The sequence below is a fragment of the Natronobacillus azotifigens genome, assembly GCF_026805325.1.
Classification (GTDB): Bacteria; Bacillota; Bacilli; order Bacillales; family Amphibacillaceae; genus Natronobacillus; species Natronobacillus azotifigens.
This window is the reverse complement of record NZ_JAPRAT010000004.1, coordinates 137,749-157,663: the sequence shown is the minus strand read 5'-3', so window position 1 is coordinate 157,663 and position 19,915 is coordinate 137,749. Positions and strand designations below refer to the sequence as shown.

Annotated in this window: 11 protein-coding genes and 1 riboswitch; of the genes, 3 read left to right on the top strand and 8 right to left on the bottom strand. The window is 38.3% G+C overall.

Translation table 11 applies throughout. From position 1 onward, the window contains the following. Positions 1-70 precede the first annotated feature (70 nt). The 5 genes from OWO01_RS03660 to OWO01_RS03640 form a co-directional block, all read right to left on the bottom strand. A complete protein-coding gene (locus OWO01_RS03660) occupies positions 71-2,164 on the bottom strand; it encodes an alpha-amylase family glycosyl hydrolase (RefSeq protein ID WP_268779074.1) in 2,094 nt (697 codons plus the stop codon). A gap of 235 nt (positions 2,165-2,399) precedes the next feature. Then, complete coding sequence (locus tag OWO01_RS03655) at positions 2,400-6,047, bottom strand: alpha-amylase family glycosyl hydrolase (RefSeq protein WP_268779073.1); 3,648 nt, start codon at positions 6,045-6,047, stop codon at positions 2,400-2,402. A gap of 144 nt (positions 6,048-6,191) precedes the next feature. After that, positions 6,192-7,034 (bottom strand): sugar ABC transporter permease, encoded by an 843-nt coding sequence (locus OWO01_RS03650; RefSeq protein ID WP_268779086.1) that lies wholly within the window; start codon positions 7,032-7,034, stop codon positions 6,192-6,194. Between the two features lie 27 nt (positions 7,035-7,061). Next, positions 7,062-8,381 (bottom strand): sugar ABC transporter permease, encoded by a 1,320-nt coding sequence (locus tag OWO01_RS03645; RefSeq protein WP_268779072.1) that lies wholly within the window; start codon positions 8,379-8,381, stop codon positions 7,062-7,064. Between the two features lie 64 nt (positions 8,382-8,445). After that, entirely contained in the window at positions 8,446-9,762 is a 1,317-nt protein-coding gene (locus OWO01_RS03640) for a sugar ABC transporter substrate-binding protein (protein WP_268779071.1), read from the bottom strand. Between the two features lie 1,012 nt (positions 9,763-10,774). Between OWO01_RS03640 and OWO01_RS03635 the strand changes: the two genes are divergently transcribed. After that, entirely contained in the window at positions 10,775-13,795 is a 3,021-nt protein-coding gene (locus OWO01_RS03635; protein ID WP_268779070.1) for a hypothetical protein, read from the top strand. A 117-nt stretch (positions 13,796-13,912) separates the two neighbouring features. Here OWO01_RS03635 and OWO01_RS03630 read toward each other — a convergent pair whose 3' ends face one another. Continuing rightward, on the bottom strand, positions 13,913-14,122 hold the full coding sequence (locus OWO01_RS03630; RefSeq protein WP_268779069.1) for a hypothetical protein: 210 nt from the start codon (positions 14,120-14,122) through the stop codon (positions 13,913-13,915). A gap of 305 nt (positions 14,123-14,427) precedes the next feature. Further along, positions 14,428-14,537, top strand: a riboswitch (SAM riboswitch). Between the two features lie 104 nt (positions 14,538-14,641). On the opposite strand from OWO01_RS03630, the gene OWO01_RS03625 reads away from it, so the two are divergent. Further along, the gene (locus OWO01_RS03625; RefSeq protein ID WP_268779068.1) at positions 14,642-15,103 is read left to right on the top strand and encodes an OsmC family protein; all 462 of its coding nucleotides are present in this window, start codon (positions 14,642-14,644) and stop codon (positions 15,101-15,103) included. 686 nt (positions 15,104-15,789) lie between these two features. Further along, positions 15,790-17,535, top strand: coding sequence for a methyl-accepting chemotaxis protein (locus OWO01_RS03620; protein WP_268779067.1), 1,746 nt, complete (start codon positions 15,790-15,792; stop codon positions 17,533-17,535). 206 nt (positions 17,536-17,741) lie between these two features. Here OWO01_RS03620 and OWO01_RS03615 read toward each other — a convergent pair whose 3' ends face one another. Beyond that, entirely contained in the window at positions 17,742-18,986 is a 1,245-nt protein-coding gene (locus OWO01_RS03615) for an MFS transporter (RefSeq protein ID WP_268779066.1), read from the bottom strand. Beyond that, a complete protein-coding gene (locus OWO01_RS03610) occupies positions 18,983-19,849 on the bottom strand; it encodes a Cof-type HAD-IIB family hydrolase (protein WP_268779065.1) in 867 nt (288 codons plus the stop codon). Before OWO01_RS03610 ends, OWO01_RS03615 begins: the two co-directional genes overlap by 4 nt. Between the last annotated feature and the right edge of the window lie 66 nt (positions 19,850-19,915).

The window sequence follows — 19,915 nt, the reverse complement described above, 5'->3', positions numbered from 1 at the left end:
ATTCGGGGTGCTAGTGTCCGTTACTCCCACTTAAACAACTTGGGAGTCTCCTTGTTTTGAAGTGGGAGTCTTACGGACGGTTTCTTCGGGATAAAGCTAATCCGGCACAAGCTAGTAAAATCAAAGCGCCAACTAATCCAAAATTAAGACGGGAATTATCATCTTCTGGTATTTCATCCTGAACTTCCACCTCCGTTGATAAAATAGTTCCATTTTCCGCAGATAGCAAGAACGTTCCACCCTCTGCTAGAGTCGGTGCTGTTAGCGTCACATGATAGTGTCGCTCGTCGCTTTCCGTTGCTTGCTCGATCGCTTCATACGTTTCACCAGAGTAATGATCCGTGACAACTACATCTGCCTCTGAAACTGCTAACGTAATTTCTTGTGATTGTTCTGCAACGTTAAATCCTAAATAGACAGAGTCATCTTGATACGAACGTTCCACAACCAACCATTGGTCATTGTTGGAACCAGCAATGGTTGTTCGATCTCCTCGTGATAACAATTCTGAATAATCATTGCGGAATTGAATAACTGCTTGATAGTGCGTAAGGATATCATTTCCATCTATTAAATCCCAACCAAAGTCATAACGATTATCATACACTGGCCAATTATCAGCACCTGATTGTCCAAGTTCCTCACCATAATAAATTACAGGCTGACCTTTAGCTGTGATTTGTAAGGACGCAGCTAATTTAAGCTTGCCCTCATCACCGTCGACGAGATGAGATAGGAAACCTTCCTCATCATGACTGCCAAGAAATTGTCCTAATGTTGCATTATTCGTCATCGTTTTATTACGCTCGATCAGATCTTGATTTGCTTGTTCTAAACTACCAGTGACAAAGTGTCGGGCGTGATCTTTAAAGCCAAAATCTAATAAACTATCCATTGTCCCTGTATGATGGTAACCCATATCGTCCTGGTAATTAACTCCCCAGGATTCCCCAATTAGCTTAAAGTTTGGATCAATAGAAACAAGTTCGTTTTTAAAGTGTTGCCATGTGACATCATCCACGTGCTTGACGGTGTCGACACGATAGCTTGTAATGGCGTTCCCATTCTCTGTTGTTGATTTTTCAAGCCAAGCTGTTTGCCAGTCGACAATTTGTTCGCGAACTCCTGCTTCTTCCGTTTTGAAATCCGGCAAACCAGACAATTCCATTTTTAAATCTCCAGCACCAGACCGTTCACGTACCATTCCAGCAAATCGGTCACGATCTTCGCTTGTTGGATAGCCCGCTGGTGGATCTTCTATTTCATTCGTTGATTTTAAGCCATAACCTGCGTGATTGAGGACAACATCAACCATAATATCGATATTGTGCTCTGCTGCTTGATCAATTAATTCATGAAATTCGTCTAATGTTCCCAAATGTGGGTTCAATTCTTCAAAGTTCTTTGCCCAATAGCCATGATAGCTAAAATAAGAACCGTCATTTGAACCAAAACTAACATCATAGGCGACATTCTCAACAATTGGTGTAATCCAAATCGTGTTGATTCCTAATTCATCTAAATAATCTAAATTATCTGTTACCCCTTTAAAGTCCCCACCTTGATAAGTCCCTCGTGGGTTATCATCATATTGATCATAATTTAATCCATAGGGATCATTATTATCAGGGTTTCCATCCGCAAAGCGATCCGTTAACATAAAGTAAATGATCGCTTCATCCCAATCTTTTTCATCATCTAATTTCTCACGTTCTATAACAGTAGCAGTTGCTTCTGTTATATAATATCCCCCTGTTTCATCAACCACTTTGATCGGGATATTTTTTTCACCAGGTTCAATGTCTGAACGAACAGATAAAGTCACCCGGTTTAATTCAGGAGAAATTGATAACGTATCTGAACCACCTAGTTCACGAACATCTGCTTCAATTCTACTAATCTCTAAATCTGAATTGTTCGTAATCTCAACATCAAGTAAGGCATGCTGATCATAGTGCAATTCTCGATTCACTTCAGCATAAACCCCAATGTCCGCTTCGCCTTTAAATTCATCAAGACCATTATTTGCTCGACTTTCCTCTGTTACGTTATTCGTTTCTGCATTCGCGGTTCTAGTCGGGAACTCACTTGATAACATGCTTAGTAATAAAATAATAATCATACTAATTGCAAAGATGCGATTTGTTTTTCTTTTGCTCGGCATAATAAGCTCCTTTTTCGATAATTATTGTTAAAGAATATGATAGTATAACCTCTTTTTTATATTAAGTGAAAAAGCGACAAAGATGCAGCCGATTGCATCTTTGTCGAAAGACTATATAGATAGTTTTTAGTAACCCAAGCGGTCACTATTTTTTTTACTATTCATTTTTTTTCGTAATTAAACATTGTAAAAACCATCCTACTTACCATTCAAATAGGATGGTTTTTATTAGATTTTATGCTTTTTTACGCTTGGAGCCGTAGATAGCTAATCCGACACCCGCTAGTAAAATCAAAGCGCCCACGAACAAGTAGTTGTATAGCGCTGTTGCTGTGGATGGTAATCCATCTGTTTCTTCTTTAGATTCTTCATCTACTTCTTCTTCATCTGACGGTTCCGTTGACGCTCCTGACTCGTCATCACCTTCCGAATCATCATCTGTTGGTTTCTCGTTTTCTCTATTTTCTGGATCTTCTTGTTCAGCCACTTGAGCTTCGAGTGCTTCTACTCGTGCGATAAGATCTGCAATAAGTTCGGATAGTCGCTCATCATTTGCTTTAAGTGCTTCTATGTCAGCTCGCAATGCAGCAACTAGTTGCTCAAGATCGGTAACGTCTTTCCCTAATCGTTCTAGTTCCTCTAAACGTTCTGTTAATTTCTGAATTTCCCTTTCTAGATCTGCAATAACATCTTCTGCGGCATCTTCGAAAACACCATAGGTTGAAAAGTGTGATACTGTTAGATGAATAACACCAGCATCAGGATCCCTCTCACCGCCTTGACGCTCCCAAGTGTCGCCACTTAGATAGTAGATTGATGCCCAATCAACATTGGTATCATAGCTTAATTCTAATTCAAAATTACCTTGATAATCTTCGTAACCTTCTGGATACGTTAGCTCTACAGAGAGGACATCTCCAGCCCTAGTTAATGCTTTACCTGAGTCTGATTTAGGATCACCTAGATCATCGTCATCTAAAAATACAGCGCTAATTTTTGTTCCTTCTGGCAAATTAGCTGGTGTTTGAATCCTTGCTCTCTTTCCATTCGCTTCAATGATAACGATTTGATTAGGCAGGATAACATATTCCTCACCGCTTCGAATTGTTATTTCGGTTTTTTCGTCATTATCAGAAGGATCTTGAGGATCCTCTATCCCTTCAATTAAGCGGACATCAACACGCCGGATATCCGTAGCATGTAAAACAAATTGATAAACGCCAGCCTCTTCTGGAGTAAAATGAAGGTTTTCCATTCCGTCTGGCAACCACGCACCATCCATGACCCATTTGTATTCAATTTCTTCACCCGCAGTTAATTCAAAGCCTTCAGATTTCCATACAAGTTCTTGTTCATCATAGGTAAGTGGATGATCTTCTTCCCAACTTAGTGGTGCTCCACCACGAATAGCACCTTCTTCAAATACTTTATAATCTACTTCTGATTCAATCTTATCTAACTCACCTTCAATTTTTAAAAGATCAAAGCCTTGATCAGCAACCTCAACACTAGTAACATCAATTTTCTCACCATTGATGACACTTGTTAACGCAACATCAGGAGAAGCGATGTAAAATTCAGTTAGGTCAAATGTAACTTCTCCACCTTTATTTACGAAAATTAGTAATCGATCATTGTCGTCTTCGCGTTCAAAGATAATAACATTGTCATCAACATAAATCTCTTCCAGACTACCTGTTCTTAGAGCAGGGTATTCATTCCGCAATGCAATAACTTGCTGATAATGTGCAAGTAATTCTAAATCTTGATCTTCTTCCTCCCATGGCATCATCTCTCGATACCATCGATCTTGCCAATCCGAGTAATTATTGTGGTTAGCACTTTGTGACATTCCCACTTCAGTCCCATAATAAATCATCGGCGAGCCAGGAATCATGAATTGAGTAAATGAAGCTAGCATTAGTCTACTTGTATCGTTACCTGCTTCATATAAGAAACGTGAAACATCGTGGTTATCTAAGAAAGTAGACATAACATATTCCGGATGATACACTTCCGCATTTTCTTGCAAATAATTACTAACATTTTGCATGGAACCACCGTGTGCAAATGTTCGTTTAAATGTACCTTCAAAGCCAAAATCTAAGGCGCCATCTAATTTACCCGAGTAAGAGTTGATTTTGTCTCTGCTATCCCAAATCTCACCTAAAATATAGTAGTCTTCATCCAATTGTTTCACCGCATGACGAAAGTCTACCCAAAAACTATAACTTGGACCTTTTACATAATCAATGCGATAGCCATCAAAACCAACCTCTTCTAACCAAAACGGAACAACTTCCTCTAACATGTAATCACGCGTCTCTTGATTATCATTGTTTAATTCAGGTAGTGATCCGACCCCATAAAACATGTCATACGAACCATCTTCATAGAATGTATACCAATCATAATATGGACTATCTACCCCATTCTCAAGGGCATTTTGAAAAAATGGATGTTCATCCGACGAATGGTTAGGAACCATATCATAAATTACTCGCATTTCTCGGCCATGAGCATCTGCGATTAAATCCTTTAAAAGATCCAAATCTCCAAAGTTTTGATCCACTTCAAAAAAGTCTGCTGGATGATAACCGTGCGAATATGGACCTTCAAATACAGGTGATAAGTATATTGTATTGATACCCAGTTCCTCTAAGTAATCAAGACTATCAATAACGCCTTGGATATCGCCACCCATCCAGTCTTTTAGTGCTTCTTCTAAGCCTACTTCATCCGGATCAACGGTATCATAGTTATTATTAGGGTCACCATCACGGAAGCGATCAACGAAGATATGATAGACGATTGCATCTTTTGCCCAGTCTGGTGATGTAAAATCATCCACATAATATGCAAATTCTGTTGCTCCATCTGGTGTTAAACTATTGGTATCTGCAAACTGAGAACCTTCTGTATTTTCATTCCAAACATCTACGATATATTTGACAGGTGTCTGGTTATTTTGGGCTGGAATTGCCCCTTCAAATGTTGATACATAACGACCGTCACTCTCATCTGTTAAAACATGATGTAATTGTGTAAATGTGCCCTCAGCAGCCTCTCCACGTGCACCTATTGGTGAGGTTCCATCCGTTGTATAGTAAATTCCACCATCTGTAATCGGTCCATTATGTTCAACAGTAACCGTTATGTTAACGTCATCATTTTCATCTGGAATAAACGGATCATGGTTAAAATTATGTCTTACATTTGATGCAATTGGAATTCCTGTCCATGCACCAACGGTATCTTCAATGATACTTCCATCTTCCGTAAATGTTGCTGTTCTATTCCCATCTATCATTTCCACAAACTTCGAGTCACCTAAACCGTAACGATACTCTAGCTCTTCACCTGCACGACCTTCGACGGTTATTTCGTAGACTCCTTCACTTTCTCTCGTTAAGGGAGTTACACGATAGTTAAAGTTGTTTAAATTTGATCCCAAAGTAACGTTAACCCATTCTGGCGTGTCTTCTGGGAGTTGTACTCTAAGGGTAACTTCTCCATCATATTCATCAGCAGGTCGAACATCAACTGTTCTTTCGTCATTTGGGTGAAAGACAAATTGATAAGCCCCTGCTTGCGGAATAGCAAATACAAGGTTATCACCCGACATCCATTCACCATCATAAACAAACTTGTATTCAAAATCGATGCCTCCTGGTAAGTTTATCGGTTGACTAACCCAAACCCTTTCTTCACTGTCAAACGTTAGCGGATTGTCGTTACTACTCCAATCTAACGGGGACTGACCACGTACAACAACACTGTCATATTCATTTTCACCGCTCCATTGTGCATGACTCACACTAATTGGTGATACGGAACTAAATACTAGTAAGAACGATAGAAGCATTACTACTATTTTCTTCATTAAATTTTCTCCTTTTTTATTGTTATTCTTTATGTTCAATATCCACTTCCGGCTTAATGAAATCGCTTGCATTAACCTCTAAAAATTTTTTTATCAAAATATAGTGAGGAAGTTATCATGAACTTCCTCACTATATTGTTTTCCTTATCCTTTTGTTGCACCTGATGATAAACCAGTAATAAGGTACTTTTGTAAAAACAAGTACAAGATAGCTACAGGAATCGCAACTAGCATAGCGCCTGCGGCAAATCGGGTAAAGTTATTAGAGAATTGATCGTTAACAAAATTATACAGACCTAAAGCCAATGTATATTTTTCGGGACTCCTAATAACAATACGTGGCAAAATGAAATCCATTAACGGACTCATAAAATTAAACAATGCGACCACGGCTAAAATTGGTTTCGCCAGCGGTAATAAGATCTGAAAGAAGATTCTAAAGTGTCCTGCTCCATCTATCTTAGCTGACTCGTCTAGTTCACGTGGTAAGGTGTCAAAATAACCCTTAACTAAGAAGGCATTCATTGGAATTGAACCCCCAACATAGATAATTGCTAGACCAAATAAACTATCTAATAAACCAATTGTATTTAATAAAATATACAAAGCAACCATCGCCATTAAAACAGGAAACATTTGCACTAGCAAAAAGGCATATAAGCCATTTTTTCTTCCTTTAAAGCGATATCGTGAAAACGCATAAGCGGTTAATGCAGTAATTAACGTACCAAAAAATGCGACCGATGCAGAAACGGCTAATGTATTTCGATACCATAATAGATAGTTACTTCGAGGGTCCGTAAAGAGCCATCGATAATGATCTAGTGACCAGTTTTCCGGTATCATAGACGCGCCATATAGTCCTCGTCCTGGGTTTAAAGAAACACCTAGTGCCCACAACAAAGGATAGAAAATAATTACAAACGCTATTGCTACTACAATATAGATCAAAGCTAACTCGAAAAAGTTTTTTGTTTTTCTACTCATCGTTTTATTTGCAGTTAATTGGCTCATTTAGAATGTCCCCTCCTCTTTAAAGGAACGTGAACGACGGAATTGTAAAAAGGCAAATGTTGCGACAATTAACCCCAAGATAAGGGAAATCGCAGCTGCCATATTAAATTGTTGATTGTTAAATGTTAATCCGTAAATCCACGATATCAATATATCTGTTCCGCCAGCTGTTTGGCCTCGTAAAGCAGGGCCACCCTCATTAAATAAGTAAATGACGTTAAAGTTATTGAAATTAAAAGAATATTGCATGATCAATAACGGTGCTGTAGCGAACATCAAATGGGGAAAAGTAATACTTGTGAATTTTTGCCAACGAGATGCTCCATCAATATCTGCTGCCTCATACCAGTCGTTAGAAATCCCTGTAAGAACACCCGTAAAGAGAGCGTAAACATAAGGAAATCCAAGCCACACTTGTATCATAATTAAAGCAACTCTCGTCCATGTTGAGTTTGTCATCCACGGAATCATCGTATTAAACAAAGGCTGAATAATTTCTACGTTTATCGCCCCGAAATTATCATTAAATAAAGCGGAGAAAACAATAATTGTTACAAAAGATGGTACAGCCCAAGGTAAAATGAACACGGTTCGAATTACACGTTTGAATTTTAATCTTTTGTCATTTGTAAGGATAGCAAGGAACATAGCTAACGCAATTTGTAGCGTTGTTGCAACAAACGTCCAAACTAAGGTCCAAGAAAGTACACTAACGAACGTTGTCCGCCACTCTCGAATGGTAAACAATCGAGTGAAATTTTCGAATCCAACCCATTCTAATAGATGTCTAGGCGGAGCATTATATAAATTATAATTCGTAAAAGCTATAAATCCCATAAATAGCAACGGGAAAATAACAACGAAAATGAGCAAGATTAATCCCGGACCAACAAGAAAATATGGGAAGCTTGAATCCCAAGCATTTCTAAAACCTTCTAATATACCAGTAACTTTCCAACCTGCTTGAATTTTTTTCGCATCTTTATGCGCGTCTGAAATATTCAAGATATAAAAAGCGATGTAAAAAGCAGAGAAGATTAATGCTAATATACCATTACTTAAAAATACACGGGAATCATCTTCTCTTGGCACTTCACCTAATGTCACCAAACCGTGTAGACCGCTCGTAATAAATTCAAGCATAACAACCGCAAAAGCTGCAAAGAAAATGAATAGGACCGCACCTTTAATATAGCGCTTATTATATATTTGACCCAAACCAGGAACAATCGATAGTATCGCTGCCAATGTCGGGTTATGTTTCGATTGATTTTGTTCTAAGTTATTTTGTTTATCTTTTATTTGGTTATTTGTAGACATGCTAGACGTCCCTCCTTAAAGAAGATTTGGGATTGAGAGCGTTTCCTCCCAATCCCTCCTCACATTATTGATTCATTATATTGATCTGTTCGGCAATCTGATCAACTGCTTCATCAAGCACCTCTTGTGCATTATCACCTTGAGATACAAAGTCTAATGCGTCACCAATCGGATCCCAAACTTGTGACATTTCAGGAATATTTGGCATTGGTTCAGCATATAATGTTTGCTCGAAAATCGGTGCCAAGAATTCATCATCAACATCTACCTCAGTATGTGCAGGTAATTCACCTGCTGTTTCAAAGTAAATAGTAGAGCTTTCCTCATTTGTGATAAACAAAGCTAACTCAGTTGCCCAATATAGATTTTCCGTGTAGTAGTTCACTAACCAACCTTTATTACCAGAGAACGAATTTAAGTTCTCCCCGTCTTGCGTAGGAAGTGGAGAAATAGCTAAACTATCACCAATTGCATCTCTGTAATCTGGTATAGCCCAAGGTCCTGTTACAACCATTCCCACTCTTCCTTCATTAAATAACCCATTGATAACATCCATATCAATCCCTGATGGAATTAATCCTTCTTCAAACCACGTTCCAATCATTTCTGCACCTTGTACTGCACCTGGTGAGTTAAGACCAATATCATTTGCATCATAGATACCATCTGCATCTTGTGCAAATACATATCCGCCTGGCGCAGTTAGGAATGGGTAAGAAAAGTAGAAATTAGTCGCTTCCATTAAAAACCCATAGTTCGTGCCATCTGTTAGGTCACGTGCAATATCCATTAAGTCATCCATTGTTTCCGGTGCCTCTGGAACTAAGTCCGTATTACGGAACAATGCATAAGTTTCCACTACAGCTGGAATTCCATATTGAACACCTTCATAACTGAATGATGTCACTGCTTCTTCGTTATAACCACCAAGACTAGCAAGTTGATCGTCAGTTAACTCAAGTTCAGCAGCTAAACCTTGTAAGTGGATATCTCCCATACGGTCATGCGGTGCAAAGAAAAGATCCGGTCCTTGTCCAGCTGGCCCATCCAGTGAGAGTCCATCAATTTGATCAAGAAAGCTATACGGAATCAATTCTACGTCAATTCCATACTCAGCTGTAAAGTTATTCGTAATCTCTTCATATGCATCAAATTGTGCATCTTCATCGTTAACCCACATTGTTAATGATTCTGGCTTTTCTGGGACATCACTGTCTTCATCACCCGCATCACCATTAGTGTTGTCTCCTACATTTTCCGTGTTTTGATCCTCTGTGTTACCATTTGTCTCTTCCGTTTCATCTCCATTACAAGCAACTAAAAACATGGACATTACTAACAATAGCATTACAGATACTAAAAATGATTTGCCTTTAAACATTTCATTTCCCCCTTAACTAAAAGTAATAGATTCATTGTCGCGCAAACGTTTGTTTAAACAAGTTAATAATACCATATCCCCATCTATTAAAACGACCCCTTCTCATAATTACGGGAAACGCTTACAAAAACTGTTTTTAAAACATTAAAAACTACATTGGATCAAAAAAACAATGTTTATAGGGGAAAAGGTAGTATTATTTACAAACACTTACGCTAAGTGGAAAAATCGATTTTTGTAATAATTACTGTAAAGAACTATGCGAAATCGATTGCACCACTTGTTGATTACATTATACTACTTGATCAATCAGGAAAACAACCCTTTTTTGAAATTAAAATTAATTTATTTATTGATTCTTCTTGAAAAGAGCATTTTACTAAGGGGCAAACTATTCCTAAGAGCAATTGTCCACGGAGGGGATCAGACCTCCTTGAAGATCTTCTTTGTTTTTCAAAAGTTTTTTAACATTTTTTATCTACCAATGTTTGTAAAGTATCTCTACAATTATAATCATTGATAGGTGGCAGGTTGCTGCAATCACACCCTATCGATCGAAAACCTACTACGATCAACCTCTTAGTTATCCATTACAATGAAAACCACTATTCTCTGATTATACTTAAGCGCACAATCACTAATGTTTATAAATACTACTTGTTATAGCTATTTTCATGCTACTTAGAAGCCCTCTCTTTTATTGTCATACGCTTTTTGTTACAAACAATAATTAGAATATGATGCTCTAGTTATTGTTCTTTTATAAATTCTAGTTAAGGAGGTGAACAGTGAAATAAAGTGAACCTTCAATCAGTAGGGGTTTTTAGTTATTCCCTCACTGATTGTTAGTTGAACCATTCGGGGTGCTAGCGTCCGTTGCTCCGGGATAAATGTTCATAGTAAAACCATTATTTGCATAACAAAAAAATGTTAGCGCTTACTTTATTGGTGTCTTAGTGGTTCAAGTGATAACCGTTCGATCAAGCAATCAAAAACTAGGAGGATAGTAATCGTGAAGAAAAAACTTTCATTCGTTATTGTTTTTTTATTGGTGTTTTCTCTTTTTTCTAGCGCTAGCGCTTCTATTAGCACGAGTGCAGCAGAAGGCAATTATGACTTACCTCATCTGAAATTTGATTTAGGAACAGAGTCAAGCCCTTCAGCAGATGGCTATACTAAAATATCAGAATTAACAGGGTATGATCGTGAAGTAGGTTATGGTTTTGATGAAGTTAGACCAGGCGATTCAAGAGATCAAGGAAATGAGTTGCGTCGAGATTTTGTCTTAGCTAGTGGAAACACCTTTACAGTGGATTTGCCAAATGGCGAATATTTTGTAGAAATACTTACAGGATCAAACTGGGATAGCAATAGCACGACTTTTTCGCTCCAAGGTGCAGACATGGAAGGTGGACGGAATACAAGTGCTGGTGATTTTGCTATTTATGAAGATTCTGCAACGGTGACAGATGGCCAGTTAACGATTATGTTTGGCGGTGTGTGGGCAAGGATTAATGCAATAGAAATTACAGAAATAGGCGCTGATGAAGCCATCCGTCTGTTTGATTTTGGAACCGAAACAAGTCCGGTCGAAGCGGGTTATACGAAGGTATCAAATTTAGTCGTTTATGGCAGTGATCTTGGTTACGGATTTGATGAGATGATTGGTGCACGAGACCAAGGGACGGACTTGCATCTTAGAGATTTTGTTTTAGCAAGTGGAAATACCTTTCGAGTAGACGTTCCGAATGGGGACTATAAAGTTCTAATAACTACCGGTGCGGAATGGGACAATAACCGCACAAGCTACTCACTTCAAGGAGGAGAAATTCAAGGTGGCACACGAACAGAAGCAGGCCAGTTCCTTACTTACGAAGACCATATTCACGTAGCAGATGAGCAAATAACCATTGCTTTCTCCAACGAATGGGCACGCATCAATGCGATTGAGATTGTTCCTATATTAGTCATTAATAGTTTGGAAGTGTCTAACTTTTCAGTAACAGGTACATTCGTTGATCTGAATTGGGAAAGTTCAGCTGCTGCAGTATCTTATCATGTATTCCGAAAAGAAGAAGGGGAAAGCAATTTTACTCTAATCGGAGAGACAATCGATTCAAATTATCGTGACGAGACGGTAAATGTCGGTTATACGTATACTTATGCTGTAGAGGCTGTCACAAATTTTTCACTTACACCAGTAAAAAGTAATGAAGTAACCGTAACAATGATTGATGAAAATAGGACACCTCCAGGACAACCAACAGAAATAGAATTAGGCGAAGGGGTATCAGAAGAACTCGTTACCTTTTCTTGGGGTGAAGTCAATGATGCTACCCTTTACTATGTTTATCGTTCTCGATTCCATTTTGAGCAAATTCCAAATGCAATCGAGTCATTTGAACGTATTGGGATAACGGATGAGCCATTCTTTACGGATAGTGATATTCATTCTCCAAATCCGTATTATTATTTTGTTACAGCAGTTAATGAAGGTGGAGTTTCCGAAATTTCAGAAGTGCTTGAAGCGCAAGGTAGAGATCTACCCGAACGAGAACAGTGTGGTGCCGGCGCTTTTGATATAGAAGTTATCCAAACTAATGGAACATGGCAGGCGATTCGAGCAAATGGCGAGGTGGTCTATTCTGGTGAAGTTATGCTAGAGGCCGTTCAGTCAGCTGTAGACAATTTAACGCCTGATCGAACAAATCAAGAAAAGGTACTTGTTCGTGATTCGGGAACGATGTCAGCTGATGAGTCTATTGATCTACCAAGTCACACAATTTTAGAGGTGTGTGGTACGATTCATGTAAAAAAAACAGATGGTGGTTTCAGCTATGATAACCATGCAGCCGCTGTACGAGTGAGATATGCTGAAAATGTTTCTATTCCAAATCTAAGCGTAACAGGCAGTCCGAACTTCGGTATTTTTGTTCGAACTTCAGAGGATATTCATCTAGGAAACATTGATCTTCGTCTTGACAGCGGGCATGGTATTCGAATAGATAGCCGTGATGATGACAGCGTTTACGGTGTTCGTAATGTTCAAATAGATGAGGTTTACGTTTCAGGAACGAGCAGTCATGGTCTTGAAACCTATGGGGTGGATGGTATTAAGATTGGCATGGTCACTGCCGTAGACACTGGCTATTCTGGTGTATTATTAAATGATACGATTAATGCAGAAGTTGATACCGTTTATGGTTATCGAGCAGCATCAGGAACTGGTTATGCGGCATTCCGTATGGCTAACCGTAATGGGCATATCGATGATGACTATACACCGAACATTTTTGTAGGGGAAGTTATCGCCCGTCATGGTGGTAGAGGTATCTTTAGTGTTTCAAGAAGTGGTGGAGCCGTTATTGATCGAATTGATATCGCTCATACAGGAAATAACGCCATATTACTCGAAAACGGATACAACATTACCATTAATGGTGGAATTGTTGAGGGGCAAAATGGCATTCGTATTTCCGCTCGAGCAGAATTTCCTAATAACTCAGATATTCTCGTTCAGAATCTAACTGTACGAAATTCCTCTATTATTGAAAGACCTATTGGAGAAAATATTCAGTTCTTAAATATTACACTAGAGGGAAATAGTACAGTAGAGGCTAATTATATTACCTATGCTGAAGACATAGATGAACCTGGGGAAGATACTAACGATCCAGATGAGGAGGCTGATGATCCGGACCAAGTCACCGGTGATCCAGTTGAAGGGACAGATGATCCGGACGAAGGCACTGGAGATCCGGGTGAAGGGGTTGATGATGAGGATGAGGAAGCTGACAATACGGATGGAGGGGCTGGTGATTCGGATGAAGAAGCTGATGATCCAGAAGAAAGCACTGACGATCCGGATAAAGATGTGAATGATTCTGAAGAAGGCGCTGATGATGAGGATCAGATGCCAGATACAGCGACAAACACCTATACAAACTTGTTGATTGGTTTTGTCTTACTTATCATTGGCGTACTGATATTTTTCATGATACAAAAAAGGTTGGGAATGAAGAAAAACATTTAAGTATTTATAGATGGGCATTTCTGGTTTAAGCTGGGAATGCTCTTTTTTTGCAGAATATAGATAAGTGAAAAATCAAAAAAGCCACTCCAATGATTGAAGTCGGCATTTTAAGTTATTCTATCGTGATTGTTTTGGCGGTTGACACACATCGCATTTTCGTTGGTGTTTATTTTTGAATTTCGTAAAGTTTTTTTCAAATTGGTTTCCGCATGCACATCTAAAAAGTAATTTTTGAGAAAAACCGTGATATTCCGTTGTTAACAACGTACTGTCTGAATTTTTTTCAACAAATTCCTTGATTTTATCAATTGTCCATCGTTTATTCATTTGCTTATACCTCCATATTTATTGCTCGTATGCGTCTTTATGGATACCTGTTCTGAGCGAACATAGTTAGTATCCTAAGTGGTTTATTATAACACGAGCTAGTATAATTCGTTACATCCGATATGATGCATTCAGTAATTTATTGCACGAAACCTGTTTGAAACACTGTTTATTGTTCTATCTTTATCAATTGTTTTGGAGTAAAATTATGCTCATGGATTATATTTTTTACTTTTTTGAAAAAACAAATCGTTTGACAGTTATAATTATCCATGTTATATTTGCAAAAAATTTCATAAGATTACAACTCATCCAGAGAGAGGGAGGGACTGACCCGGTGAACTCTCGGCAACCGCTTATTTAAGATGTAAGCCAGGTGCCAATTTCAGAAGCATCGATATGCTATAGATGGGAAGCACTGTTGCACACATAGAAGCAGCCTCTTCTCGTCATTTTCTGAGAAGAGGTTTTATTATTGCCTGAGTTGTATTTACAAAAATGAACAAAGGGGAGAATCACATGTCAGTTAAAACATTTCAAGCAAGTTCACAGTTAAAGGAAAAGTATTTGATCGAGAATACAGCACGACAACACCGGGCTTTTGTTGATGAGCCTGCTTCATTTGGCGGTACAGATGAAGCGATGAATCCATTAGAGCTTTTACTATCTGCCTTAGGATCTTGCCAATCCGTTGTAGCACGTACCTATGCTGAGAAATTTGATGTTGATTTACTTGATTTTAAAGTGGAATTAGAAGGGGATATCAACTTAGATGGCTTCTTCGATAAAGCGGATGTTCGACCAGGTTTCTCCGATGTTCGAGCTTCTTATTTTATTCGCACGAATGCTTCAGAGGAGAAAGTGAAACAGTTTGTGGAATTCTTAGAAGCACATTGCCCGATCGTTGATACGATTGCAAATACCGTCCAGTTCAGCTCTTCGTATCAGATTAACCAAAGTAAAACAGAGGAAAGTTCCTAACAACAAAAAAGGGTTCAGATCCTTTCCACAACAGTTCTCACAGGAAAGGGCTGAACCTTCTTTTTTATAAAAATGTGAAAATAAAATAAGTATATCTTCTATGCTACCAAAATTGGAAATTAATTTCTGGTTACCGCCGCTATTAAACTTGTAATGTTGATATGATTGTCGTTTGTATTGTTTTTTCTTTATGCTTGCCCATAATATCTCCTTATACTTAGCATTTGGACAGGACTCTTGCCTTCCAACTAATGATAAGGTTTTTTTATAGAATTATATGGATATATATGTAATAAAGTGAAACTTCACTCAGTGGGCGGCTTTTAGTTATTCCCCCACTGAGTGTTAGTCCTAAAGGATGACCTAAAGGCCCTTGAACCATTCGGGGTGCTAGCGTCCGTTACTCCCTCTTAAACAACTTTCTTTTCTTGTTGTTTTGAAGTGGGAGTCTTACGGACGGTTGCTCCGGGATAAAAGTTATTTTAAGTATTATTTATAGCGAATCAAAGAATATGTAACGCTAATGTGCTCAAGCCAAATTTTTTTCATTCTTTAATTGTATTTTTTCCAGAAACAATATACTATAGAAGTATAGTTTGTTTATCCGTTGAACAAAGTGTTTATCTTATTTTTTTACCGCGAAAAGAAAGCGCTTTAAAAATTGTATCAGACTGGAGGAGATAGGAATGAGGAAAATTAGCCTGAATACATTCAAAAATAAACGGGAGCGTCACAAAAAATTTACCGTTAGAAACCTATCAATTGGATGGAAATACGGGGTTGGACTATTGGTTATTTTTCTTTTATTATGTGCTTCAACCGTTCTCATAGCCCGATCTATGATGGCTACAGAAAATGCGGTTGAAACTCTGGAACGCGATGGTAATCGGGCAGTTTTAGTAACAGAACTTGAATCACAAATTCGAGCAAAAACAAATGTTGCCTTTTCGTATATTCAGTTTGGCAGCGAAGTTGATATTAATAATTATGAGGAACGTATGGAGGAGGTGAATCTCTTACTCGATCAATTACGTGAACAGTTACATACAGAGCCCCAAGAATCCTTATTTGCTGAGGGACAGAGATTTAACGAAGATATGGATCAAATTTTCTTTGATGAAGTAATTCCTCGTTATGGTACATCAGGACATCGTGAACTATATAGCAGTCAATTAAATACATTAACATCACGAACGACTTCATTTTTGGGATCTTTGCGTGAGTTAATTAACGAAGAGCGCCAAATCGCCGTTGAACATGCGAACGAAAGTACAGCCTTCGCATTTATCATGTTAATCACATCGATGTTATTTACACTCATTACAGGAGTAATTCTTGTTCTATTTATTAGTCAACGTGTTTCCTATAACTTAAAGAAAGTTGTCGTGCTCAGCGATCATATTGCAAATGGAAATTTAACAGTTGATTCACTAACGTACAAAGGAAAAGATGAGATTGGTAAACTTTCTAGTTCAATAAATGTAATGAAGCAACAACTGTTAACCATGATTCAACAAATTAGTCAGAGTACTTCTTCTGTTAGCACTCAAAGTGAACAATTATCACATTCTGCTCATCAGGTGAAGTCAGGTGCAAAGCAAATTGCTACAACAATGGAGGAATTGGCAAAAGGTACAGAATCACAAGCCAGCTATTCTAGTGAGTTAGCTACTTCTATGAAAGCCTTCGCTGCTGAAATTACTGAAATGAGTGAAAAGGGTCAATCGATTACACAGTCAACAGAACGTGTCCTGACAGAAACCTCTGAAGGGCAAGAGTATATGAATCAATCTGTTGATCAAATAGGTAACATCGATACGATTGTCAAAAAAGCGGTTGAAAAGGTAAAAGGTTTAGACAAGCAGTCAAAGCTTGTAACAAATTTGGTTGCTGTTATTAAAGATATTGCAGGTCAAACAAACTTGCTAGCTTTGAATGCGGCGATTGAAGCTGCAAGAGCTGGAGAATCTGGTAAAGGTTTTGCTGTCGTTGCAGATGAGGTGCGAAAGTTGGCTGAGCAAGTGGACGAATCTGTTGGTGATATTACTAAAATTGTAAAAACAATACAAGGGGAAACAGGTGCCGTTGTTCATACTTTAGAACTCTGTTACGAAGAAGTTTTAACAGGTACAGAAAAAATTGAATCGACAGGAACAAAATTCGAATATATTGAAGAAGCTGTTAAAAACATGACGGATAATGTAAACTCAGTCATGTCTGGACTAAATAAAATAGCAGAGGAAAGCGAGCAGATGAATCATTCTGTTCAAGAGATTGCTGCCATATCAGAACAATCTGCTGCGGGGGTTGAAGAAACAACAGCCTCAGCAGAAGAAGCTTTCGTTGCGATGGAAGACATGTCAACGAGATCGAATTTGCTAAACAAGACATCTGAATCTCTTTCTGAAGTTGTTCAGCAATTTAATATCTAATAAGTAAGGCAAAAACACTAAGCAGGAAAATGACTTAGTGTTTTTACTTTATTAAGCATATTCTTTTGAAAAACTAATCACACATGGATTTTAAAAAATTCCTACTAGTGTAAGAGAGAAGTGATAAACCAAAGTAGTTCTCCCTTCGCTCTTATGTGCTTTCAAACTAGCTTGAAAGCACATCTCAAATCATTACAATTTCGTATTTAAACATTAATAGAAGCTTTGTGTTGTTCTTTCTTCGTTTGAAAATAAATTGCGCTCCAGTACACAAATAACATCATAAAGACTACAGCGGCTCCATTGAAAACATGTACTACTGTTCCACCGATCGAAAATAAGAAATAGGAAACAAGTGGTCCCATAGCAGCACCCAGATCGAGAAAAACACTGTATATCGTCATCAATCGATTGGCATCCTGACCTTGTGCTTCATCTGAGGTTAATGCATCTACCAATGTCGTTAGCGTTGTAGAAGCTGCCATTACGAATAGGATCATTCCCAACCAAATCGCCAAAGGTAACGGGATGGGAATGAATACAAAACCCATAGCAGAAACAACCAAAGCCAATAGAAATAACGGTAACCTTCCTTGCTCGCCATCGGAAACCCTACCTAATCGCACCGCCAAATACGGCTCCCATAACCAGCGCACTCCTTGTAAAGTACCAGCCAAAGCTGTAATACCGATCGTCCAGCGGTATAAGGAGATCTCTTCGCCGAAATGCATCACCATTACTAAACTGATTGATGAGTTAAACATTCCTTGAATAAGGAACGCTAAAATCATTCCGCTCGTAATCGTAGTGATTGCTTTGCATGTTAAGCCGAAAAACACTTTTTTCTTCGGAGTTATTTCTGGTGTTACAACCAAATTTTGAGAAGGATTCTTTGTTATTCCTTTGTATACGAGCGGAATACCAATGACCATACTTAATCCGAATGCTATTACCGTTGGTTGAAAACCTATCATACTTACTAATACACCGCCACCAATCATTCCCCCTAAACTCCCTAACCGGTATAAACCATTGTAACGACCCATATTTTCTCCTCGATTTCGGTCAGTAGAAGCATGTAGTATCGTAAAGAAGCCACCCAATCGTAAAAACGACCACGCTATGCCCCACAGTAAACGCAAAAGGACCCATATAAACAATCCTGTACCAATCCCATATCCTACTGTAGTAATGACAGCAAGCACAACCGCGATATACAAACCGGTTTTTAGCTGGAATTTCCGATACATAAAGCCGACAAGTGGATTCATTGGTATGCGAACAAAACGATTAATTGAAAGAAGTAAACCTACCTCCCATAAAGATTGAAGGCCTACTTGCTCATAGAAAATGGGTAACGTGATATATAACATTGAGTCACCAAGCAAACAGAGTGCCGTAACAAGAGCAACGATCGTAACTTGTTTTTTTCTTCGACCAACTTCATTCACACAACCGTCCCCCTACCATTGCTAAGCAAGCTCTTTTTTCTTGAGCTACACGATGCTAAGAACTTCTGGCCTCCCCCTTCGGAATCTAGTAAAAACTTCTCTAGAAAATACGCGACGCCATCTTGATCGTTTGTCTTTGTAACATAGGATGAAGATAGTTTTAAGTAGTCTGGTGCATTATCCATTGCTACACCAATCGGTACGTAAGACAGCATATCCACATCATTAAAATAGTTTCCAAACGCAATCATTTTCGAACGGTCGATTTTGTAGTAATCTCCTAAATAAGCGATTGCTTTTCCTTTGCTTGCATTCGGATGGATAATATCCATTGATTCTGCTGCACTGCGAAAAATGGTAAGTTCTTTTGCCATCGATTGTACTTCTTCCTCTAATTCAATAAGCTCACTTTCCTTACCAATAATGGACGTTTTTAAGATCGGCTCCTTCATTTCATCAATACTTTCAATGAGGTGAATCGGTACGGGTAAATGAGAAAGATGTTCCAAATGTTTTGCAAACTTGGCATAAAGATAATAGCGTCTTTCTGTACCGAAAACAAATTTATATTCTCTTTCCTGCAAAAACGGCAGTAACCTCTCTAAATAATAGGGGTGATAAGAGGATGTAATAGGAAGTTTATCTGTCAACAAATGAATATAAGCCCCATTAAAACAAACAAACGCATCCTTTAATCCTAACTCTTTAAGAATAGGAATCGTCAATAAAGGGTGTCGCCCTGTAGCGATAATTATTTTATGTCCAGCTTTTTGTACTTTTTTTATCATTTCTTTCGTATAGCTTGAGACTGTCCCATTACTAGATAGCAACGTACCATCTAAATCAATTCCAATTAAATACATCCAATCCCTTCTTTCTTCTCGTGTAATTTGTTTGTATGCTTCCCCTGACAGTTCTGGCTTTTTTCC